This window comes from Paenibacillus sp. sgz302114, assembly GCF_056120345.1.
The window spans coordinates 564,889-582,549 of record NZ_JBVYOI010000001.1; the positions used below are offsets into that span (position 1 = coordinate 564,889).

At 50.9% G+C, this 17,661-nt stretch carries 16 protein-coding genes and 2 tRNA genes; 9 read left to right on the forward strand and 9 right to left on the reverse strand.

What is annotated here, in order from left to right; translation table 11 throughout:
• Nucleotides 1–264 (forward strand): YqzE family protein, encoded by a 264-nt coding sequence (locus AC0LWF_RS02610; protein WP_474650004.1) that lies wholly within the window; start codon nucleotides 1–3, stop codon nucleotides 262–264.
• On the opposite strand, the gene AC0LWF_RS02615 is transcribed toward AC0LWF_RS02610, so the two are convergent.
• From AC0LWF_RS02615 to AC0LWF_RS02630, 4 genes are all read right to left on the reverse strand, one after another.
• Entirely contained in the window at nucleotides 244–1,164 is a 921-nt protein-coding gene (locus AC0LWF_RS02615) for a hypothetical protein (protein WP_474650005.1), read from the reverse strand. The two genes, AC0LWF_RS02610 and AC0LWF_RS02615, sit on opposite strands and share 21 nt — an antisense overlap.
• Nucleotides 1,165–1,355: 191 nt before the next feature.
• Nucleotides 1,356–2,360, reverse strand: a complete 1,005-nt coding sequence (locus AC0LWF_RS02620) for a YqhG family protein (protein ID WP_474650006.1) — start codon at nucleotides 2,358–2,360, stop codon at nucleotides 1,356–1,358.
• Nucleotides 2,357–4,156, reverse strand: coding sequence for a DEAD/DEAH box helicase (locus tag AC0LWF_RS02625; RefSeq protein ID WP_474650007.1), 1,800 nt, complete (start codon nucleotides 4,154–4,156; stop codon nucleotides 2,357–2,359). Before AC0LWF_RS02625 ends, AC0LWF_RS02620 begins: the two co-directional genes overlap by 4 nt.
• A 155-nt stretch (nucleotides 4,157–4,311) precedes the next feature.
• Nucleotides 4,312–5,088, reverse strand: a complete 777-nt coding sequence (locus AC0LWF_RS02630; protein WP_474650008.1) for a hypothetical protein — start codon at nucleotides 5,086–5,088, stop codon at nucleotides 4,312–4,314.
• A 138-nt stretch (nucleotides 5,089–5,226) separates the two neighbouring features.
• Here AC0LWF_RS02630 and AC0LWF_RS02635 point away from each other — a divergent pair, with 138 nt between their 5' ends.
• From AC0LWF_RS02635 to AC0LWF_RS02660, 6 genes are all read left to right on the forward strand, one after another.
• Complete coding sequence (locus AC0LWF_RS02635) at nucleotides 5,227–5,979, forward strand: GNAT family N-acetyltransferase (protein ID WP_474650453.1); 753 nt, start codon at nucleotides 5,227–5,229, stop codon at nucleotides 5,977–5,979.
• 35 nt (nucleotides 5,980–6,014) lie between these two features.
• Nucleotides 6,015–6,431: a DUF1284 domain-containing protein gene (locus tag AC0LWF_RS02640; protein WP_474650009.1), complete on the forward strand. Its 417-nt coding sequence runs from the start codon at nucleotides 6,015–6,017 to the stop codon at nucleotides 6,429–6,431.
• A 215-nt stretch (nucleotides 6,432–6,646) separates the two neighbouring features.
• Nucleotides 6,647–7,540, forward strand: coding sequence for a cation diffusion facilitator family transporter (locus AC0LWF_RS02645; protein ID WP_474650010.1), 894 nt, complete (start codon nucleotides 6,647–6,649; stop codon nucleotides 7,538–7,540).
• Nucleotides 7,541–7,702: 162 nt separating this feature from the next.
• Nucleotides 7,703–8,839, forward strand: a complete 1,137-nt coding sequence (locus AC0LWF_RS02650) for a stalk domain-containing protein (RefSeq protein WP_474650011.1) — start codon at nucleotides 7,703–7,705, stop codon at nucleotides 8,837–8,839.
• 163 nt (nucleotides 8,840–9,002) lie between these two features.
• Nucleotides 9,003–10,682, forward strand: coding sequence for a hypothetical protein (locus tag AC0LWF_RS02655; RefSeq protein WP_474650012.1), 1,680 nt, complete (start codon nucleotides 9,003–9,005; stop codon nucleotides 10,680–10,682).
• Nucleotides 10,683–10,709: 27 nt separating this feature from the next.
• Nucleotides 10,710–11,732 (forward strand): 3'-5' exonuclease, encoded by a 1,023-nt coding sequence (locus tag AC0LWF_RS02660; RefSeq protein ID WP_474650013.1) that lies wholly within the window; start codon nucleotides 10,710–10,712, stop codon nucleotides 11,730–11,732.
• Nucleotides 11,733–11,827: 95 nt separating this feature from the next.
• Here AC0LWF_RS02660 and AC0LWF_RS02665 read toward each other — a convergent pair whose 3' ends face one another.
• Entirely contained in the window at nucleotides 11,828–12,658 is an 831-nt protein-coding gene (locus AC0LWF_RS02665; RefSeq protein ID WP_474650014.1) for an AraC family transcriptional regulator, read from the reverse strand.
• A gap of 208 nt (nucleotides 12,659–12,866) precedes the next feature.
• Here AC0LWF_RS02665 and AC0LWF_RS02670 point away from each other — a divergent pair, with 208 nt between their 5' ends.
• Nucleotides 12,867–14,270, forward strand: coding sequence for a HEAT repeat domain-containing protein (locus AC0LWF_RS02670; protein WP_474650015.1), 1,404 nt, complete (start codon nucleotides 12,867–12,869; stop codon nucleotides 14,268–14,270).
• A gap of 71 nt (nucleotides 14,271–14,341) precedes the next feature.
• On the opposite strand, the gene AC0LWF_RS02675 is transcribed toward AC0LWF_RS02670, so the two are convergent.
• The 4 genes from AC0LWF_RS02675 to AC0LWF_RS02690 all read right to left on the reverse strand — a co-directional run bounded on the left by AC0LWF_RS02675 (nucleotide 14,342) and on the right by AC0LWF_RS02690 (nucleotide 16,150).
• Complete coding sequence (locus AC0LWF_RS02675) at nucleotides 14,342–15,259, reverse strand: ribokinase (RefSeq protein ID WP_474650016.1); 918 nt, start codon at nucleotides 15,257–15,259, stop codon at nucleotides 14,342–14,344.
• 175 nt (nucleotides 15,260–15,434) lie between these two features.
• Nucleotides 15,435–15,511: transfer RNA gene (locus AC0LWF_RS02680), tRNA-Pro, on the reverse strand.
• A gap of 12 nt (nucleotides 15,512–15,523) precedes the next feature.
• Nucleotides 15,524–15,599 (reverse strand) — tRNA-Thr (locus AC0LWF_RS02685).
• A gap of 77 nt (nucleotides 15,600–15,676) precedes the next feature.
• Complete coding sequence (locus AC0LWF_RS02690; RefSeq protein WP_474650017.1) at nucleotides 15,677–16,150, reverse strand: hypothetical protein; 474 nt, start codon at nucleotides 16,148–16,150, stop codon at nucleotides 15,677–15,679.
• Nucleotides 16,151–16,292: 142 nt separating this feature from the next.
• Between AC0LWF_RS02690 and AC0LWF_RS02695 the strand changes: the two genes are divergently transcribed.
• Nucleotides 16,293–17,654, forward strand: a complete 1,362-nt coding sequence (locus AC0LWF_RS02695; RefSeq protein ID WP_474650018.1) for an aspartate aminotransferase family protein — start codon at nucleotides 16,293–16,295, stop codon at nucleotides 17,652–17,654.
• Nucleotides 17,655–17,661: the final 7 nt, after the last annotated feature.

Consider the following 17,661-nt stretch of genomic DNA (forward strand, 5'->3'; position numbering starts at 1 on the left):
ATGGCTGTTGAAAAACCGGAAGATTACATTAAGTTCCTTACAGGCAAAGCGATTAACTTCATTGATACGCCAATGGATACGCGCAGAGAGAATCGCCAAAAAGCCAAAGCAGCAAAAGAGCCTTGGCTGACACGCTGGTTCGGTATTGGCGGATTAGGGGTCATGCAGTTCATTAAGTCATCGTCTCGAGATCAGAGCAGCGAAGAACGTCCTGAAATACCTGATTTACCTGATTTACCTGATTTACCGGTAAAAATGACCTAAATCGTTCATCGTCGCCATCGGGATGTAGCGCGACCCTTCATAATCCACTTCAACGAAGATGGACGAGCTGTTCCACCTGTGATAGCCGATAGCGGGGAATACGAAGAGCACCGTCTGGCGATACAGCTCCGCGGTATAGCGGATTTGGCTCATTTGATCTAAATATTCCGGGAGATGCAGCCGAACTTGATCGTACGATAGAGGAGCTTTGGTCAACCAGGGCATACGTTCATACGGATCGAAGCATTCATTGACTCGCACCCCGGATACGGCGGTGAGCGTCTGTGCTTGCTTCTGCAGCTTCGCGGACTCAGCTGCTGACTGTTCGTCCCACATTTTATTGTTAATAGGCAATGCTTCCGCTGTCCATGCGTCCAAATAATAGGTTCCGCCAGTTGCTGTTGTCCATTTCCAAACAGCGAGCACCGGAGAGAGGTAAAGCCGTTCCAGATGGAGCGGCTTTTTTGTGGCTTCAGCGAATGATGTAATCAGTCCTTGACGGATCATGGAGCGATATAGGGTGTTCGGATCAAAGGCGGGATGATTGCCAGCTCCGTATTCCCCAAGCGCAAATCCGCCGTTCGCAGTTGCATTGACGATCATATAGCCAACAGGTTGATGATTGACTTGAAAGGTAACCAGCCATCCGTGCGTGCCAGGGCCAATTGGGACGATAACAGGAGTTGCATTCTTCCACGCTCCGAACCCTTGCTGCTTGGATAATGTGTCTGACCATGCTTTCACTTGCTGCTCTAGCTTCGACTTCACTTGGGCAGGTGCATGAATGACGCGAGCGGTGGCCGCGGCGGCTGAGGCTGATGCAGAAACCTCATTATTCATCAAGAAGATAGCGGAGACAAGTATGGCCAAAATGAGGATAAGGCGCCGTAAGCTGTGCAATATGCATCACCTGCTGCTTCCTTGAGATTTGACTTGCCTTCGTGCATTCGATCCTGACACCGTCATTGTAACGAAATGGGGCGAAAAAGGGTGTAGGAACCTGTCAAGCGGCATGGACAAGCATCGTTCTATTTTTGCCGGATGGTTGGGTCATACCGCTGTTCTTGTCGCATCATGCTGACCTGTACGATTCAGCCTATTCCTTGCAAGTAGAAAATGCCGCAATTGATGGCGGAAGCCGTCACGCGCGGCTCGTACTGCCAGCGGATCTCATCCCGTCGGCGCTCGAATTGCTCCGTAATTTGCGGTTTATTCTCTTCCTCGGCAGATTCCAGAAGCGGCTCGTAGTAGTGGTTGATCGTTTCGAGCTCTTCGTTTAACCGCTTGGCAGCAGCAGTTGCCCATGAATAATCGTAATTCCGCAGCTTTCGCTCGAGCGTCTGCTCCGCAATGGCGGCTGCTTTGACAAGTGTGAACGCGTTTTTGGCTGTATGCACATTCGGCGGCAGCTTAGGCGTCATGCGGTATTGCAGCAGCCGGTCATGGAACTGCTCGATGCATTGCCCTGTAGCTAGAGAGATGCCGAAGGAGTGGATTTCTTCGCGTTTCATATCGCAAGCGAATTCGACCTTCATATTGACACCTAACCACGCGCTGTATGCGGTGGAATCGAGTGGGTGGTTGCTGCGCTTATCCGGCTCCTGGAAAAGACACAGGTAGCTGCCGCCTTGGCGGGAAGAATCGAAGAGCTGATTAAGCCGTCTTGAGCCAAAATAAAGATCCTCTCGCGGGACGCGAATGTTCGTGTTCAATGTGCCGTGAATGTAGCCGAAGGAGCGGCCGAGAACGGCCTCGGTGGAGTTCGGCGCCGGCGCTGTCTGCGCGGCTCCGACTGCTCCATCAGCTCCGCTTGCCCCGGTGCTGCTGGGAGAATGTTGCTGGCTTTGCGAAGCTTGTGTCAGCGCAGCCATTTGATTGTCGTACTTCTGCTTATCAGTTACGAGCAGCAGCGACATCGTCTCAGGCTCTGCGCCAGTGCGATCGACGAAGCTCCAATAATAGGGGCGGTTCGTCAGGTCACGATCAGCCTTCGGCGACAGCTTGACCTGAAAGTGGGCAGGCGATTTCTCCACGATATGGCAGCCGGTAGCATCCAAGTACCTCTGCACGAATTTTTGAATTTGACGTTCGTTCATGGTCTCACCTCGATTGTTTGGCCAACGGCATTCATAACGGAGTTGATTGCGCTCATCTCATCATCTTCTAGCTCCACTTCATCGCGGATGCGGCTGAGCGAGTTTCCGAGATCGTCAATTTGCTTGCGCAGCAAATCGCCATTGCCGCCGGTCTCCAGCATAAGCCGGGCAAGCCGCTGCTCCAGCGATTCGGTCTTCTCGAAACGTTCGAGAATATGATCCAGCTCGCCGATGACTAGCTCGAACAGATTGATTTTCTCATGAAGCAGATTGACGATATGTTCTTCGATTGTACCCACCGTGCACAGATTATATATCCGCACATCGCTGGTCTGGCCGAGTCGATGGACCCGTCCAATTCGCTGCTCCACCCGCATCGGATTCCACGGCAAGTCGAAGTTGATCATATGGTGGCAGAATTGCAGATTAATGCCTTCGCCGCCCGCCTCGGTTGCGATAAGAACTTGAGCGCGGCCGCGGAATAAGTCCATCATCCAATCCTTCTTGCCTCGGTTCATCCCGCCACGGTACGGAACCGCAACCATATTGTTGGCGCGGAAATACTGAAGCAGGTATTCCTGCGTCGCCCGGTATTCTGTGAAAATAATTACTTTGTCATTCATCTCGCGGACAAGCTCCATCGCTTTCTCCGCTTTCGTATTGGAGGTGATGGTGCGAATGACTTCGACGAGCTCCCAGATCTTCGCGCGATGCGGAGAGTCCTCCGGCGTCTTCTTGAACATATTGACGAGCGTGACGAATACGGCGTCGCGGCTGCTGCACACCTCGCGCTGCAGTGTGACGAGTGAAAGTAGGCTCGACAAATCTCCGTCTGATTCACTTGCGCGATCCCGGACGAATTTCGTCACGCCATCATAGAGCGCTTGCTCCTCGGCCGAGAGGTTCAGCGGAATATTCTTCACGATCCGTTTCGTGAAGTGAATATCGCCATCGCCGCGACGGTTGCGGATCATGACGGTAGACAGCGCCTCGTGCAGCTGCTCCTCGTTCTTCGGCAGCCGCTTATCGAGGACGAAGTTCGCGGCGAATTCATTCTGTCCGCCTAGCTGACCCGGCTTGAGCAGCGTAATCAAGTTATACAGCTCGTCTAGATCGTTCTGCACGGGCGTTGCCGTCAGCAGAAGGCAATATTTCTTGCGGAGCTGGTTAACGAACTGGTAGTTGGTTGTTTTCTTGTTCTTCAGCTTATGAGCCTCATCAATGATGAGCACGTCATAGTCCTGTGCAAGCAGCCGTTCACGGTGCGGTTCACGCTTCGCAGTGTCCATCGAAGCGACGACGACATCGTTGTTCCAGGAATGCTCTTTCTTCTGCGCGACAGCCGAGATGCCGAATTTGCTGTTCAGCTCGCGTACCCATTGCAGCACGAGAGAGGCGGGAACGAGAATAAGTGCCTTCTTCACTAAACCTCGCACGATATATTCTTTCAGTACGAGACCGGCTTCGATCGTCTTGCCAAGGCCAACCTCATCGGCAAGAATGGCTCGTCCGCTCATCTCATGCAGCACCTTGCGCGCTGTCGAGATTTGATGCGCCATCGGCTCGAAGGAAGGGAGGCTGCGCAAGCATTGCAAATCATCGAAACTTTCAATGAGCCTCGACTGTTCAGCTTCAATCGCCAGCTGATACATCGTCCAATCGTCCCACGGGCCGTTGCGGTCAACACGATCCTGCAGATTGTGAAGCCAGGTGCGGTCAAATTGTAAATCAACGCTCGAATGCAGCTTGCGTTTGACGGCCGGAGCCTCTTTTATGGGGTCGTTAGTCGGTTGCATGTGCTTATCGGACTCCTTTCAGTGACCAGGCTAAGCTTAAGAAAGCTTCACCTATCTAGTAGTATGGCCTTTAAGTATGCTTTTCATAAGGAAGGAGAATGGCGGGGGATGAGCAAAAGAAAAAGACCCTCAAATGGAGGGTCTCTCGTGAACATTTATAGCTTCTGAAGCTTCGAAGGATTGTTGATCTTATAGCGGACAGGATGCTTGGTCAGCTTCTTCTCCACGATTTTGCACTCGAACGTAATGGTATGTCCGATTTCGAGCTCCAGCTTCTTCAGCGTCGCGCTGTAGCTGGACCATGCATCTCCGAGCTCAATGGCAGGCTCCGTAATAGAAGCCGCTTCATATATGATGACTTCATCCTCCGTTTCAGTGAAATTGTTTGGCACGGTCGTGAATTCCTTCACCGTAGCAGTCATTTTCACCTTCTCTTCGGGCAGCTGCAGCTTAGGCGCTTTCTCCTTCTTCGCTGCTGCTTTCTTCTTCGGCTCTGCCGGAGCAGGAGCTTCGGTTGCGGCTTCAGCTTCTGCAGCCGCCGCAGCCGCATGAACAGCGGCAGTCTCAGCCGATTCCACAGCCGCTTCAGTCGAAGCAGATGCCGTTTCGCTGACTGGAACTTCTTGTTCGCCGGCAGTCTCATCTGCAGCAGCGACTTGTCTCGCGCCGAAGCTTGCGGTCTGCATTTCTTTCAAATAGGAAGGGTGAATGCAGTGCTGTTGTTTATTATCAAATTCAAGTACTGCCGTCATACTGTCGACGTAGCCGACAATGGAGCAGGTCGTGTTAAGGCCGCCGCCCTTATATGCGAAAAGTTTCGTCTTCGTAGCTTTCTCGGATAATAAGCCCCATTCTTTACATTGCTGGATTTGCTCATCTTCGCTAGCGAAGGGAGTGTAAGTGATGGGCGCGATCATGAACGTATGTACCATAAATTCTCCGCCTTTCGATATTGATACAACAACTTAGTTTACCATGTTTTGCGCGCTGGATATACGTTTTCTCTATTGAATAAATAGTTGTTAATATGTATATTTATACAATATCTATGGAGGTGAACGTTATTGAACATGAACATGGTAGAGTTGATTGAGGAACTAACGATGAATGCGTGGCCGTCCCTGCAAACCGTAGCTTATGAAGGTTGGCTGCTAAGGTTTGCTACAGGATATACCAAGCGCGCGAATTCGGTTCATGCGATGTATGGCGCGAGCAAGGACGTGGCTACACTTGCAGCGCGTATCGAAGCATGCGAGGCATTTTACAAGAGAGAAGGGCTGCCTGCAATCTTTAAGCTGACTCCGTTATGTCCGGACCTGCTTGACGCTGAGCTTCAGAAACGAAATTATGCCATAGCTGACCCTTCGCGTGTTATGCTATTGGAAAGTCTGGAGCATTTGCCAGCGCCGCACTTAACTCGTATTGTCGTCGAAACTGCGCTAAGCGATGATTGGCTGGATCGGCTGTGCGCGTTCAATGAGATGACAGAAGCGAATAAGTTCAATTGCGTGAATATAATCAAACAGTCGAAGGTGAAGCAGTCTTTCTTCACGCTCTACGACGGCGACTGTCCGGTTGCTTGTGGGCTGGGCGCATTGGAGCGGGGCTGGCTCGGACTCTATGATATCGTGACGAACCGCTCGGACAGAAACCGAGGCTATGGCGAGCAGCTCATTCTCCATATGCTTGCATGGGCGAGAGAGAACGGAGCTTCGAGGAGCTATCTGCTCGTCGTAGGGAACAACGCGCCAGCAAACCGTTTGTACGAGAAATTAAATTACAAAGAGAGCTATCGTTATTGGTACCGCGTACAACAAACATAGGCAGTAACATTACGATTATTAAAGGGGGATGCGGCATGGAGATCCGGCTTCGCGGACATCATCTGCTCTGTCTGCTCGGCTTCCGAGGAATGGGCTATTCTGCTGAATTCTCAGCGAATATGCGCGTTGTATATAACGAGCTGCGCGACAAGCCTAAGACGCTTATTACTATTATCGGCGGACCTGATGACTTGTGCGCATGCTTCCCGAAGAATGCCGAGCAGCACTGCGAGAATCGTTCCGTGTACGAACACGACAAACGCATACTCGATAAGCTCAGCTTCGACGCTGGGATGACACTGCCATGGGAGGTTGTTATCCACCGCGTTCGAGCAAGCATGCAGCCGGAGGACATCAATACCCTCTGCTATACGTGCGAATGGCGCTCTTATGGTGTCTGCGAGTCGGGCGTTCGGACAATTAAACAAGGGGATTGGATGCCGCCGTTGTAAACGACTTATCCGTTGGTCCGCATCGGGATCAACTTATTATGCGTTAGTAGTCTTAATATAAAATTAGGCGGCAGGTTCATCCGCGCAAGGCGGAAGAACCTGTTTTTTTATCGGCATCTCGGGTAAGCTTATATGGATTTGATTTTGACTGGTACAAAGTGTAAGATCACCTGTATTATGAGCAATGGCAACAGGAAGAAACGGGGAGAGACTTCATGGGTAGTAAAGCATCTATGATCGCAATGTGGATCTCTCTGCTGAGTAATGTGCTGCTGACAGGATTGAAACTCATCGTGGGGGTCATGTTTAACAGTCAGGTTCTCATCGCGGATGGCATCCACAGCGCTGGCGACATTATTGCCACGGCAACCGCCTACAGCTCGATGCGCGTGTCGGGCAAGCCGCCGGATGAAGATCATCCGTACGGTCACGGGAAAGCGGAAGTGCTCGGCGCCGGTGTCGTTGCGTTCATCTTGATTGCAGCGTCACTCTATATGGGCTATCATGCCGTCCTTGCATTCTTCGGGCCGCCATCGGAAGCGCATCTCATCGCACTTGGAGCAGCCATTATCTCCTTGATCGCGAAGCAAATTCTATATGTCTACACGCTTCGGTTGAGCAAGAAGACGAATAGCAAAGCGATGCTGGCGACCGCTTATGACCATTTGGCGGATGTCTATGCATCCTTAGCGGCGACGATTGGTATCGGGCTTGGCTGGCTCGGCGAGCGAATGGATATTGATTGGCTCAGCTACGGAGACCCGGCTGCAGGCGTCGTCGTGTCGTTGCTTGTTCTGAAGCTCGGCGTCGATATGGCGCGCGAGACGATGGATGTGCTGATGGACAAGAGCCTTAGTCCTGACAAAATCGAAGACATAACGGAGCATTTGCGCGAAGTGATCGAGGTTAAGCGAATTGATCGGCTGCGTGCACGGGAGCATGGGCATTATGTGCTCGTCGATGCGCGTGTCGCTGTTCTTGGAACGCTGACGATCCAGGAAGGGCATGATATTATTCGCAAAATCAAACAAAAGCTGATGGATGCCCATCCCGAAGTAGACGAGGTGCTCGTGCATTTGAATCCGTGGTACGAGGACGATCAGCAATGATGCGGGAAGCCGGTTTGGATCATTATCCAAACCGGTTTTTTGTCGAATGTTGCATTTTTATATGTCAGTTGCAACCTTTTCCAAACAGCCGCCGTCAGTAAGCGTGAAAGACAGTTTAACCCACTAAACTTCCTACCAAGGTAGCGAGAGGAGAAAATGATGATGAACAAGAAGAAAGTACTAATAGTTGCTACACTAGCAGGGCTTATGGCTACGACTGCTGCGGTTGAGGCGTCCGGCTTTTTGCAAAAGGTACAAGGCTTCCTGAGAAGCGATGTAACGGTAACGGTTGACGGCGAGAGCTCCGATATGAAGCCTGTGTTTATCGACGGTAAAGCCTATCTTCCTGCTAAGAGCGAGGCAGCTGCGCTTGGCTATGATGTATTCTATAACGCGAAAGAAAAGCGTCTGGAACTGAAGTCCAAAGAAGTTGTTGAACAACCGGGGGAACAGGATTTGATTCGGATGCAGGGCATTATTGAAGACGTAACGACTGGTACGGACGGCTCGACTCGCATTACGGTGCTTGGCAGAGGCGGAAGCAACTGGATGGTTCTAACCATTGATAAGGATACCGTACTTACAGACAGCAATGGCAAGGCGTTTGATGCGAAGGCGCTGAAGCCTGGTCAAGATATTCAAGAAGCGCAATATGGCCCAATCGTAGCGATGAGCTACCCTGGCCAATCCCATGCAGCGAAAGTCATTGTTGGCACTGACCATCTTGTGAAGGATGCCGTTATCCAATCGGTGAAGAAGACCGATGACGGCTGGCAAGTGACGATTAATAATAGCGTGAACAGTGAATCGGCATCGGCAGTTGTTCTGAACTCGGGTAAAGAAACGCAAGTTGTCGATCAAGAGCGTCAGCCGCTTGAATTCTCCAAGCTGACGGCAGGCATGAAGGTTCGCGCTTATTACGGCCCAATCATGACGAAGAGCCTTCCTCCGATCAGCCCATTGTTCTACTTAGTTGCAGATACGTCTGCGGCTTCGACGCTCTCCCCTGCGGCAGTAGCAGAGTTCCAAACGCTTAGCTGGAACAAGCTGACTGACGATCAGAAGAGCCATCTGAAATCGAAGAAGGAAGAAGCGGAAGTGACTCTTGTGAGTGCAACCGATTCCGGTATTCTGGCGAGCACAGATGAGCAGAAGAAAGCTCTTGCTGATTTGAAAGCAAAGGGCGGCAACCTCGTCGTTGTTTCGTATAAAACGGATCAAGACGAGCTTCTTGGACCGTTATCTCTTGGCTTCGACAGTGAGTCGAAGGCGTTCATCGGCTACGGAATCCGTAAATAAGGTATATAATTAAGAATGAAGGATTGTCACGCAGCCATCCGTGGTTGCGAAAGGCAATCCTTTTTATTTGTGGGGACTTAAGAAACTATCGATTGCCAATCTTTGATCTTGCCGGATAGAATGAGGGAGATGTCAGTTTATTACTTTTAAGTGAGGCGAATCCATGTCACTGATTCTACAACGCATTTGGAAATACCGGCTCCATTACATAATCGTCCTTCCGGCACTAATGCTGCTGATAATATTCAAAGGCATTCCACTCGTTGAAATGTTTTACAGCGCCTTCGTGGATTACAAGTTCATCCGTGGCTTATGGATTAGCGAATGGGTGGGTCTGGCGAATTTCCGGGCTTTATTCGATAATCCGGCGTTCGGCAACGTTGTGCGAAATACACTAATTATGAAGCTAGGCTATACGATTGCTTGCGGCATAGCGGCTTTAGCAGCTGCGCTTGCGCTCAGCTGTATACGCAGTCCGCGATATCGAAGCGGGTTGGCAGCGCTGTTCCTTGCGCCGTATTTTATCCCGTCGCTCTTATTCGCTTACTTGGTTATGGTCATTCTATCGCCGACACAATCGCCATTTGGCGATATTCATACACTAGTGTTAGCAAGACCGGAGCTGTTTCGCTCTCTGTTTATCACACTGGAAGTGATCAAAACTTGCGGTATCCCGATTATGCTCGCATTGGCAGCAATCGGGGCGGCGCAGTCGGCGATGGAGAAGGGCTTAATCCCGAACCGCTCCAGCTTTAACGGAAGACATGTGATACCCGCAATACAGGCGATTGGCGCATTCATGCTCATGCAGCTGTCGAGCATACTCACGCAAGATACGGAGCTTCTGAGGACGCTTCTGAATCCGCTCGTCTTCGAGAAAAGCGATGCGCTCGGCAGTTATTCGTTCCGGCTTGTATATGAGAATCTCGAAGTGAATCTCGCGGGACCGCTTGGCATGTTCCAGCTGCTGATCCAGCTGGCAGGCACGCTGCTTGCGTATGCGGTGATTCGGCGGACATTCGCCAGGACATTGTTTCCAGCATCAGGCTCAGTGAATTCAAATGCGATTCAGCCCAGTAATCGTTATAACACAGCTGGTATCGTAATCGGCACCTTGCTGGCGATGGCCGCAGCTTTCGTCTTGTACATGTTCTTCGTATACCCTTTCGCCGCCAAACATGCGGAGGGTCCTGGACTCGGGTCGTTGCTCTCGATGGGAAATTACATGCGATACATGGCGATTGACTTAGCAGCTGTGGTCCCGTTTATGCTCATAACGGTGACGCTTGCGTTCCCGCTTACTGTCAAAGATTTGCCGGGTAGAGGATTGTACGAATTCGTACTGTTAATTTTGCTTGTTATGGGGAGTGGAACCTTTTATGAATTCCTCTTTTATAAACACTTGAATATGTTGAATACGATCTTCCCGCTGTTCATCTCAGGATTATTCTATATTTTTCCGATTTTTATATTGAAAAGCATTGCAAGCAGTCGAATGACGTTGCAGGAAGATGCAGAGGGAAAGGGAGAGCTGCATAAGTTTTTCTACGTTTACTTGCCAGCTTGCTGGCGTCCATTACTAGCTCTTGGCGCATTGCAGTTCGTGATGCAGTGGAACTCGGTGACATTGTCTACCATCATCTTAAGCAATCCTTCGAGTTTCCCGCCATTGCAGCAATTTATGATGGCGATGCATTCGGGCATCGGTACGGAAGCTGCCTATAGTCCGGCAGTGCTGCTGCAATTCGGAGCTATCATTCTATTGCCTTCTCTCGTCGTGCTACTAGTTTTTCGCAAGTGGCTGACCGCCGCTGTATTGACTTCGCAGGTTCGGAATCTATAGTTAAACATAACGAAGAGTAGTCGAGAAATGATTTCCATCCTATTGACAGAGGTGAAGCTGATGCAGCGTTCCATTATTTTGGCAGCCAAGCTCTTTGAGCATAACGATGAGAATCGGATGACGTTTTACTGCCTGATCCCGGACGTTAAGGAAGGATATATGGCACTTAATTTAGGGTTTGGCAGGGCCGATTACGGCTTTTGGAACGGTCTACATCGGGTTCTCTCCATCCTAAATCGCTCCTACCGCGAATACGGCATCGAGCTTGCTGTATCACCGGCTCTTTTCTCGATTATTGGACAAGCCAAACAACAGGTAACTGCGCTGCTAGATCGCTTTTCATCCTACCAGCTCATACCTGCCGATGCCTACTATGATCGTCTTGATAGCATTCATGAATTGAGCATTGCAGATGGGATAAAACCGTCGGAGCTCAAAGGGTACACACTTGGAGAGGCTGCTTCTGCAGCGTTAAAACCCCCCGTTGCTTCAAATGATAAGCTGAAAAAACAAGACTATTATACGGAGCTCTCAATGCCATATGAAGGTGTGGTGCTGGATTTCGAAACCACTTCTCCGATCGTTGAGTATGCCAAAATTATTGAGATCAGCGCGCTAAAGTTTCGTGACGGCCAAATCATTGATACCTATAACACGCTGGTCAATCCCAAATCCAAGATCCCGAAGCAGGTTAGGCTTTTAACCGGTATAACCGATGAGGATGTAGCTGATAGCCCAACTTCGTTTCAAGCGCTTAAGCAGCTGAATCGGTTTCTCCAAGGGACGCCAGTGCTCGTTGGGCATAACATTCAATATGATTACCGGGTACTTAAAGCGATGTGTAAAAGAGCCAATACACGACTCTGGACTGGGAAGCTGCTATGTACATTGAAGCATTCAAGGCAGCTCAATCTTCCAATCGCCAGCTATGATCTATCTACCCTATGTGAAGTGTTCGACATTGTGAATGAGCAGCCGCATCGTGCTTGGGCGGATACGAAAGCTACGTTTGAGCTAATGAAATGCATTTACCAATCGCAGCTTGTGTAGTGTTAATCATTGAACAGTAAACCAAAAGGGCTCTGCATCGAACAGCGTAAATGCTGATACGAAGCAGAAGCCCTTTTATATTGCGCGTGTATGAGCTAAGAGTTATTCGCCCGGTACTCCGTCGGACTCTGACCGGCTTCCTTGCGGAAAAATTTAGCGAAATGATTCGTTTCCTTAAAGCCGATCTGATCGGCAATTTCCTTGATGCTGAGCGTCGTCGTTGTTAAGAGGATGCGTGCTTTATCCGCTCGTTTGCGGCTCACATATTTAAGCGGCGGCACGCCGAAATGCTTCTTGAAGTAAGCGATAAAATAGTTCGGATGCAAATGCGCCGCCTTCGCCATATCTTCAATCTTCAAGCTGCTCTCGAGATGGCTGTCGATATATTCTTGGATGAACTGGATGCGCTTCATATCCTCCGAGCGATGCTGCAGAATCGTAATCGGCACATGCTCCAGATAGCGCGCGATAATCTCCAGCATAATCGACTTCTCCCGCAGGCGTGATATAAGCGAAGGGTTTGCATGCAAGCTGACGAGCAGCTTGAACAGTGCCGTCATCTCTTCCTGGTCGGCAGTCGTAATGCGCAGCGGAACGCCAATCCATTGGAACAGGTCGAACGGACCGATGGAGGCTGTGAAATGGCACCAATATTTCAGGTAAGGTTTCTTGCCTTCCAGATACGAATACGATTGCTGCGTAAAGGCAGGCATCAGGCAGAGCTCGCCGGGAACCGGGTACATCTCATTGCCGTCCACCTTCAAGTAGCCTTCTCCTTCGACGATATAGTAGAGCTTATTATACTCGGGTACGTAGTCCATATCCCGCCAATCGGTTGTCACTTGCGTCTTCTGAGCATGGCTTACGTCGACCTGCAGCGCCTGCAGCAGCTCCATTAAGGCGGAAGCTTCGCGTTTGTTTTTCATGGGATTCGATTCTCCTATTATTGCTTCTAAACATGATCTAGTATCGGCTGTAATCGTTTTCTATATCATAGAGCATTTTGGAGGGTTGCGATACCGCTACCTTAATTTTGGCACCTTCATTCTTATTCTTAGCCATTGGAAACGCATTCTTGATAGTCCATAATCGAGACATAGCTCGCGATACAAAATTATGGGAGGTTGGATGAAGATGACGACAATCGCACAACCGAAATTGCTTACGGACGAACAGATGAAGCAATTTATTACGAATGGCTTTTTGATTTTGAAGACGGATTTCCCGCGTGAATTCCACGAACGCCTTGTTGAACAGCTGAACAACATCTACGACAATGAGGGCAACCCTGGCAACAACATTTTGCCGAGGATCCGGGAGCTGCAACGGGTGTTCGAGAATCCGGTCATCACAGGAGCGCTCACAAGCGTGCTTGGACCAAACTACTTGCTCCATACACATCGTCACGGCCATTACAATTCCGTTCCTAAGCCAGGCGGCTGGCATAAGGACAGCTATTGGGGCTATGACCGTCTGCGCAACCATCATCCATGGTGGGCAATGATTATGTATTTCCCGCAAGACACGCCGCTTGAGCTCGGACCAACAGGCGTTATGCCAGGTACGCAGTATCAAGATCAGCGTAACTTTGTTTCCGATGAGAATGCAGAGGAAGCTACAGCAAAAGGTGAAGCGGGTACGTTTGCGCTGATCCATTACGATATTTGGCATCGTTCGACGCCGAATCTGCTCGGTCAGCCGCGCTTCATGCTGAAGTTTGAGTTCATGCGGACGCAATTCCCGGCTGCTCCAACGTGGGATAATAAGGTAAGCAGCTGGCAAGAGATTGCGGATGGCTCTGAGCTGAACAGCGTAATTGGCGAAGAAGTATGGAACTGGCTCTCGGGCCGTACGGCTGCAACTGCGAATACACAGCCAGGCGATGCTGCTGAGATTGCGGCGCTGCAAGAGGCTGTGAGCAAGACGGACCAGGAGCCTGCTGCGCTGACGGCAGCGTATGAGCTGGCGAGAAGGGGAGAAGCGGGCATTGCAGCTCTGCTTCAAGCGCTTCAAGATGAGAACAAACGCGTTTCTCGTGCAGCTTCTTACGGACTATCGGTTGCAGGAGCTGGCGCTGTAGAAGGTCTGACGGCTCTGCTTGACGATAGCAGCGAACAGATCGTGAATCATGCGCTATTCGCATTGTCCGAGCTGCGCGATCTGGCAGAAAGCGCTGTGCCTGCTGTAGCTGGACTGCTTGATCATCCATCTGCGAAAGTGCGTCGTACTGCCATCGAAGCGCTCGGAATTATTAGCAGCGATGCAGCGGCTGTTGTGCCTGCTCTTATTAAAGGCCTCAAAGATGAAGATACACAGGTACGTTTCACGACAGGCTTGTCGCTTGTGCGTATCGGTTCCGCAGCGTCCGAAGCCGTGCCGCATCTCGCAGCTGTGCTTGACGACGAGAACCGTTATGTGCGCGGACATGCGCTTGAAGCGCTTCGATACATTGGCACGAAGGAAGCGCACGAAGCATTGATGCAAGAGCTGTTCAACACACGCTGGTGCTCGGATACGACGCCTGCAAGCACGTTCTAATTTCAAATGAAGAAAGCCTTCGAAGCTGCCTACCATGCAGTTTTCGAAGGCTTTTTCTAACTTAGAGCAAATTAAACGAGCTTGTCCATGGTCGGCATCCCGTCCTGCGCGCCGAACACCGTTACGGAGTAGGAAGCTGCTCGAACCGCAAGCGGAAGCGTCTGTTCCAGCGGCCATCCGCTAGCAACGCCGTAGCATAATGCGGCATTGAACGAATCGCCGGCGCCAGTCGTGTCAACCACCTGCACGATAGGGGCAGCGAATGTTGCGATGCTGCCGGAATCTGCGCAGGAGATGCCGTGCTTGCCTCGCGTAACGATGAGCTTCTGTCTTGGGAAGCGAGTATTCCAAGCGTTCATTCGTTCGAATAGCTGCTCCTCGGAATCAACGTCGATCGTTCCGCCGCAGTACATTTCGAACTCGGTCTCATTCGGCGTGAAGTAATCAGCGAGTGCTATCTGTTCATCGGTAAGCGGCAGGGCAGGGGCGGGGTTAAGAATCGTCGTCACGCCAGCTTCGCGAGCGATACGTAGAGCCGCTTCGACGGCTGGCATTGGAATTTCAAGCTGCACGATCAGCGCATCGGCACTCCGAATAATATCGGCATATGGCGCTATAGTCGCCTCGGGTGAGCATTCGCCGTTCGCGCCGGGCACGATGACGATGCAGTTGTCATTCTCGGTATGCATTATGGTCGCTGTGCCTGTCGGAACGCCTTCAAGCGTCGCAATCGCATCGGTCTTCACGCCGAACTGCTTCATGCGTTTCATGATTTCCGAGCCGAAAGCATCGTCACCGACTGCGCCGACCATCGTCACTTCAGCGCCAAGCTTCGCGCAGCCGACCGCCTGATTCGCGCCTTTGCCGCCGGAGATGTAATGGATGGCGTCCCCTTGGATCGTTTCCCCGATCTTCGGCATTCTTTGCATGGAAATGACGAGATCCATGTTTAAGCTTCCAACAACTGCAATCGACGGGCGTCTGCTCACTCGTATATCATCCTCTTCTTTAATTGGGATATGGTAACGGTTACATACATCTTTCACTGAATATAGCATGCGCCAAAATAGATCGTCAATCTCATCCCGTCCGTGAAAAACAAAAAAAGCTTAAGCACGAGGCTTAAGCTTCTCTCAATCTATTCTAGTATTCCGTCATTTCAAATGGTCGGGATGACACGATTTGAACATGCGACCCCCTGGTCCCAAACCAGGTGCTCTACCAAGCTGAGCTACATCCCGGAGTAAAGAAGATGGTGCCGGCGATAGGAGTCGAACCCACGACCTACTGATTACAAGTCAGTTGCTCTACCAACTGAGCTACACCGGCATCTCATTTACTGAAGCACAAGACGTATCTTATCACATGAATAAAAATCTAGGCAAGTCCCTTTTTAATTTTTTTTGTTATTTTGTCGCCTCATGTTGAAGCTGTTTGTTGGTCCATAGAATTTGGCGGTCTTCGAGCAGCGCAAAACCGAATTTGCTGTAGAAATGGCGCAGCCGCTCAAGATGGCCCTTCTGATCGGTGAGATGCATGCGTCCTTCGATATAGGCGATACCTTCAATTTGAGCGCGCCTTAGAAGCTCCTCCATCATGATGGACCCATACCCTTGTCCAATTTTATCACCGAGAATGCGAATGTATTGGAGCTTCCACGCATGTTGTCCTGGCACTCTCGTAACATACATGTTCAGATCGTTAACATAACGCTTCGACGCAACGCCGCTTGCATAGACAATCCGTGCATTAATGTCGCAGCTGTCAACGGGTGAATACAGAATGACGGTACGGCCATGCCTCGATTCGGTGACGTGAAGTACGCGGCAATCGTCTTCTTCGATTCGGGCCAGCTCTGCGTATAATCTCGCTTCATCCATTAGAAAGGACCTCCCAAGTAAGAATGAGCTGTCGTAATTCCATCTTATTTTGCTTCTAGAGAACAAATGACTTTCCTGCTGCCATATCTATGAACTTGGCCGAATACGCTAGTACAAAAGCAAGGAAGAGGTGGGGCGCGCCTTGAGCACACAGAAGCCGGTTGTAACGAAGGAAGAGCTGCTGCAGAAGGACCGCAAGTATGTATGGCATCATATGTCGCCGCATAATGACAACCCGCTCATCATTGTCTCGGGAGATGGCTGCTGGATTACGGATGCGGACGGGAACCGCTATTTCGACGGAATGTCGGGGCTGTGGTGCGTCAACGTCGGACATGGTCGGGAGCGAATCGCACGGGCAGCTTACGAGCAGATGAAGACGATTGCTTATTCGCCGATGAGCCAGTCGCATGTTCCGGCTATTCAGCTAGCGGAGAAGATAGGCAGCTGGCTTGACGGTGATTACCGGATCTTCTTCTCCAATTCCGGATCGGACGCAAATGAAGTAGCGTTTAAGATTGCGAGGCAATATTTTCATCAAAAAGGGGAGCCCGCACGCCATAAGTTTATCGCGAGGCATCGAGCCTATCATGGCAGTTCATTTGGCGCGCTGAGCGCGACCGGTCAGGCGCAGCGAAAGATGAAGTATGAGCCGCTCGGAGCTGGATTTCAGCATGTTCCGCCTCCTTATTGCTACCGCTGTCCATTTGGACAAACATACGGAAGCTGTGCGCTGCAATGTGCGGATGCTGTCGAGGCGGCAATTAATGAGGAAGGCGCTGACTCCGTGGCGGGCGTTATTCTTGAGCCGGTCATAACAGGCGGGGGCATGATCGTACCGCCAGCGGAATATTTGCCGAAGGTCCGGGAGATCTGTGACAAGTATGGCGTGCTGCTGATCTTGGACGAGGTGATATGCGGATTCGGAAGGTCTGGCGAGAAGTTCGGACATCACAACTTCGGCGTGGAGCCGGATATTGTGACAATGGCGAAGGGACTGACCAGTGCATATTCGCCGCTCTCGGCTACGGCTGTTCGCAGCTCGCTCTACGAGAGCTTCAAGGGAAAGGATGGAGCAAGCCACTTCCGCCATGTGAACACGTTCGGCGGCAATCAGGTATCCTGCGCTGTGGCGATCGCAAACCTCGAAATTATGGAAGAGGAGCAGCTTGTCGCAAGGTCTGCCCAGATCGGCAAGGAGCTTAATCGGCTGCTGGACCCGCTGCGAGCGCATCCAAACATCGGCGACATCAGGCTCTTCGGCTCCGCGTGTGGCATCGAGCTTGTTACGGATCAGCAGTCGAAGAACCCTGCGGAGGCGGAGCTGGTGCTGCAGGTCATCGGCGGCTGCAAGTCGCGCGGCTTGCTCGTTGGGAAGAACGGCGATACGGTGCCGGGCTTCAATAACATTATTACGCTCTGTCCGCCACTCATTACGACGGATGACGAGCTCACCTTTATTGCAGGTACAATCACGGAGGTACTTGAGTCAATTCACTTATAGGCAGGGG

What these genes read in the sequence shown, in the direction of transcription:
- AC0LWF_RS02610 (WP_474650004.1), top strand. Translation starts at nt 1, where the DNA reads ATGGCTGTTGAAAAACCGGAAGATTACATTAAGTTCCTTACAGGCAAA.
- AC0LWF_RS02620 (WP_474650006.1), bottom strand. Translation starts at nt 2,360, where the DNA reads ATGAACGAACGTCAAATTCAAAAATTCGTGCAGAGGTACTTGGATGCT.
- AC0LWF_RS02625 (WP_474650007.1), bottom strand. Translation starts at nt 4,156, where the DNA reads ATGCAACCGACTAACGACCCCATAAAAGAGGCTCCGGCCGTCAAACGC.
- AC0LWF_RS02630 (WP_474650008.1), bottom strand. Translation starts at nt 5,088, where the DNA reads ATGGTACATACGTTCATGATCGCGCCCATCACTTACACTCCCTTCGCT.
- AC0LWF_RS02635 (WP_474650453.1), top strand. Translation starts at nt 5,227, where the DNA reads ATGAACATGGTAGAGTTGATTGAGGAACTAACGATGAATGCGTGGCCG.
- AC0LWF_RS02640 (WP_474650009.1), top strand. Translation starts at nt 6,015, where the DNA reads ATGGAGATCCGGCTTCGCGGACATCATCTGCTCTGTCTGCTCGGCTTC.
- AC0LWF_RS02645 (WP_474650010.1), top strand. Translation starts at nt 6,647, where the DNA reads ATGGGTAGTAAAGCATCTATGATCGCAATGTGGATCTCTCTGCTGAGT.
- AC0LWF_RS02650 (WP_474650011.1), top strand. Translation starts at nt 7,703, where the DNA reads ATGAACAAGAAGAAAGTACTAATAGTTGCTACACTAGCAGGGCTTATG.
- AC0LWF_RS02655 (WP_474650012.1), top strand. Translation starts at nt 9,003, where the DNA reads ATGTCACTGATTCTACAACGCATTTGGAAATACCGGCTCCATTACATA.
- AC0LWF_RS02660 (WP_474650013.1), top strand. Translation starts at nt 10,710, where the DNA reads ATGATTTCCATCCTATTGACAGAGGTGAAGCTGATGCAGCGTTCCATT.
- AC0LWF_RS02665 (WP_474650014.1), bottom strand. Translation starts at nt 12,658, where the DNA reads ATGAAAAACAAACGCGAAGCTTCCGCCTTAATGGAGCTGCTGCAGGCG.
- AC0LWF_RS02670 (WP_474650015.1), top strand. Translation starts at nt 12,867, where the DNA reads ATGACGACAATCGCACAACCGAAATTGCTTACGGACGAACAGATGAAG.
- AC0LWF_RS02690 (WP_474650017.1), bottom strand. Translation starts at nt 16,150, where the DNA reads ATGGATGAAGCGAGATTATACGCAGAGCTGGCCCGAATCGAAGAAGAC.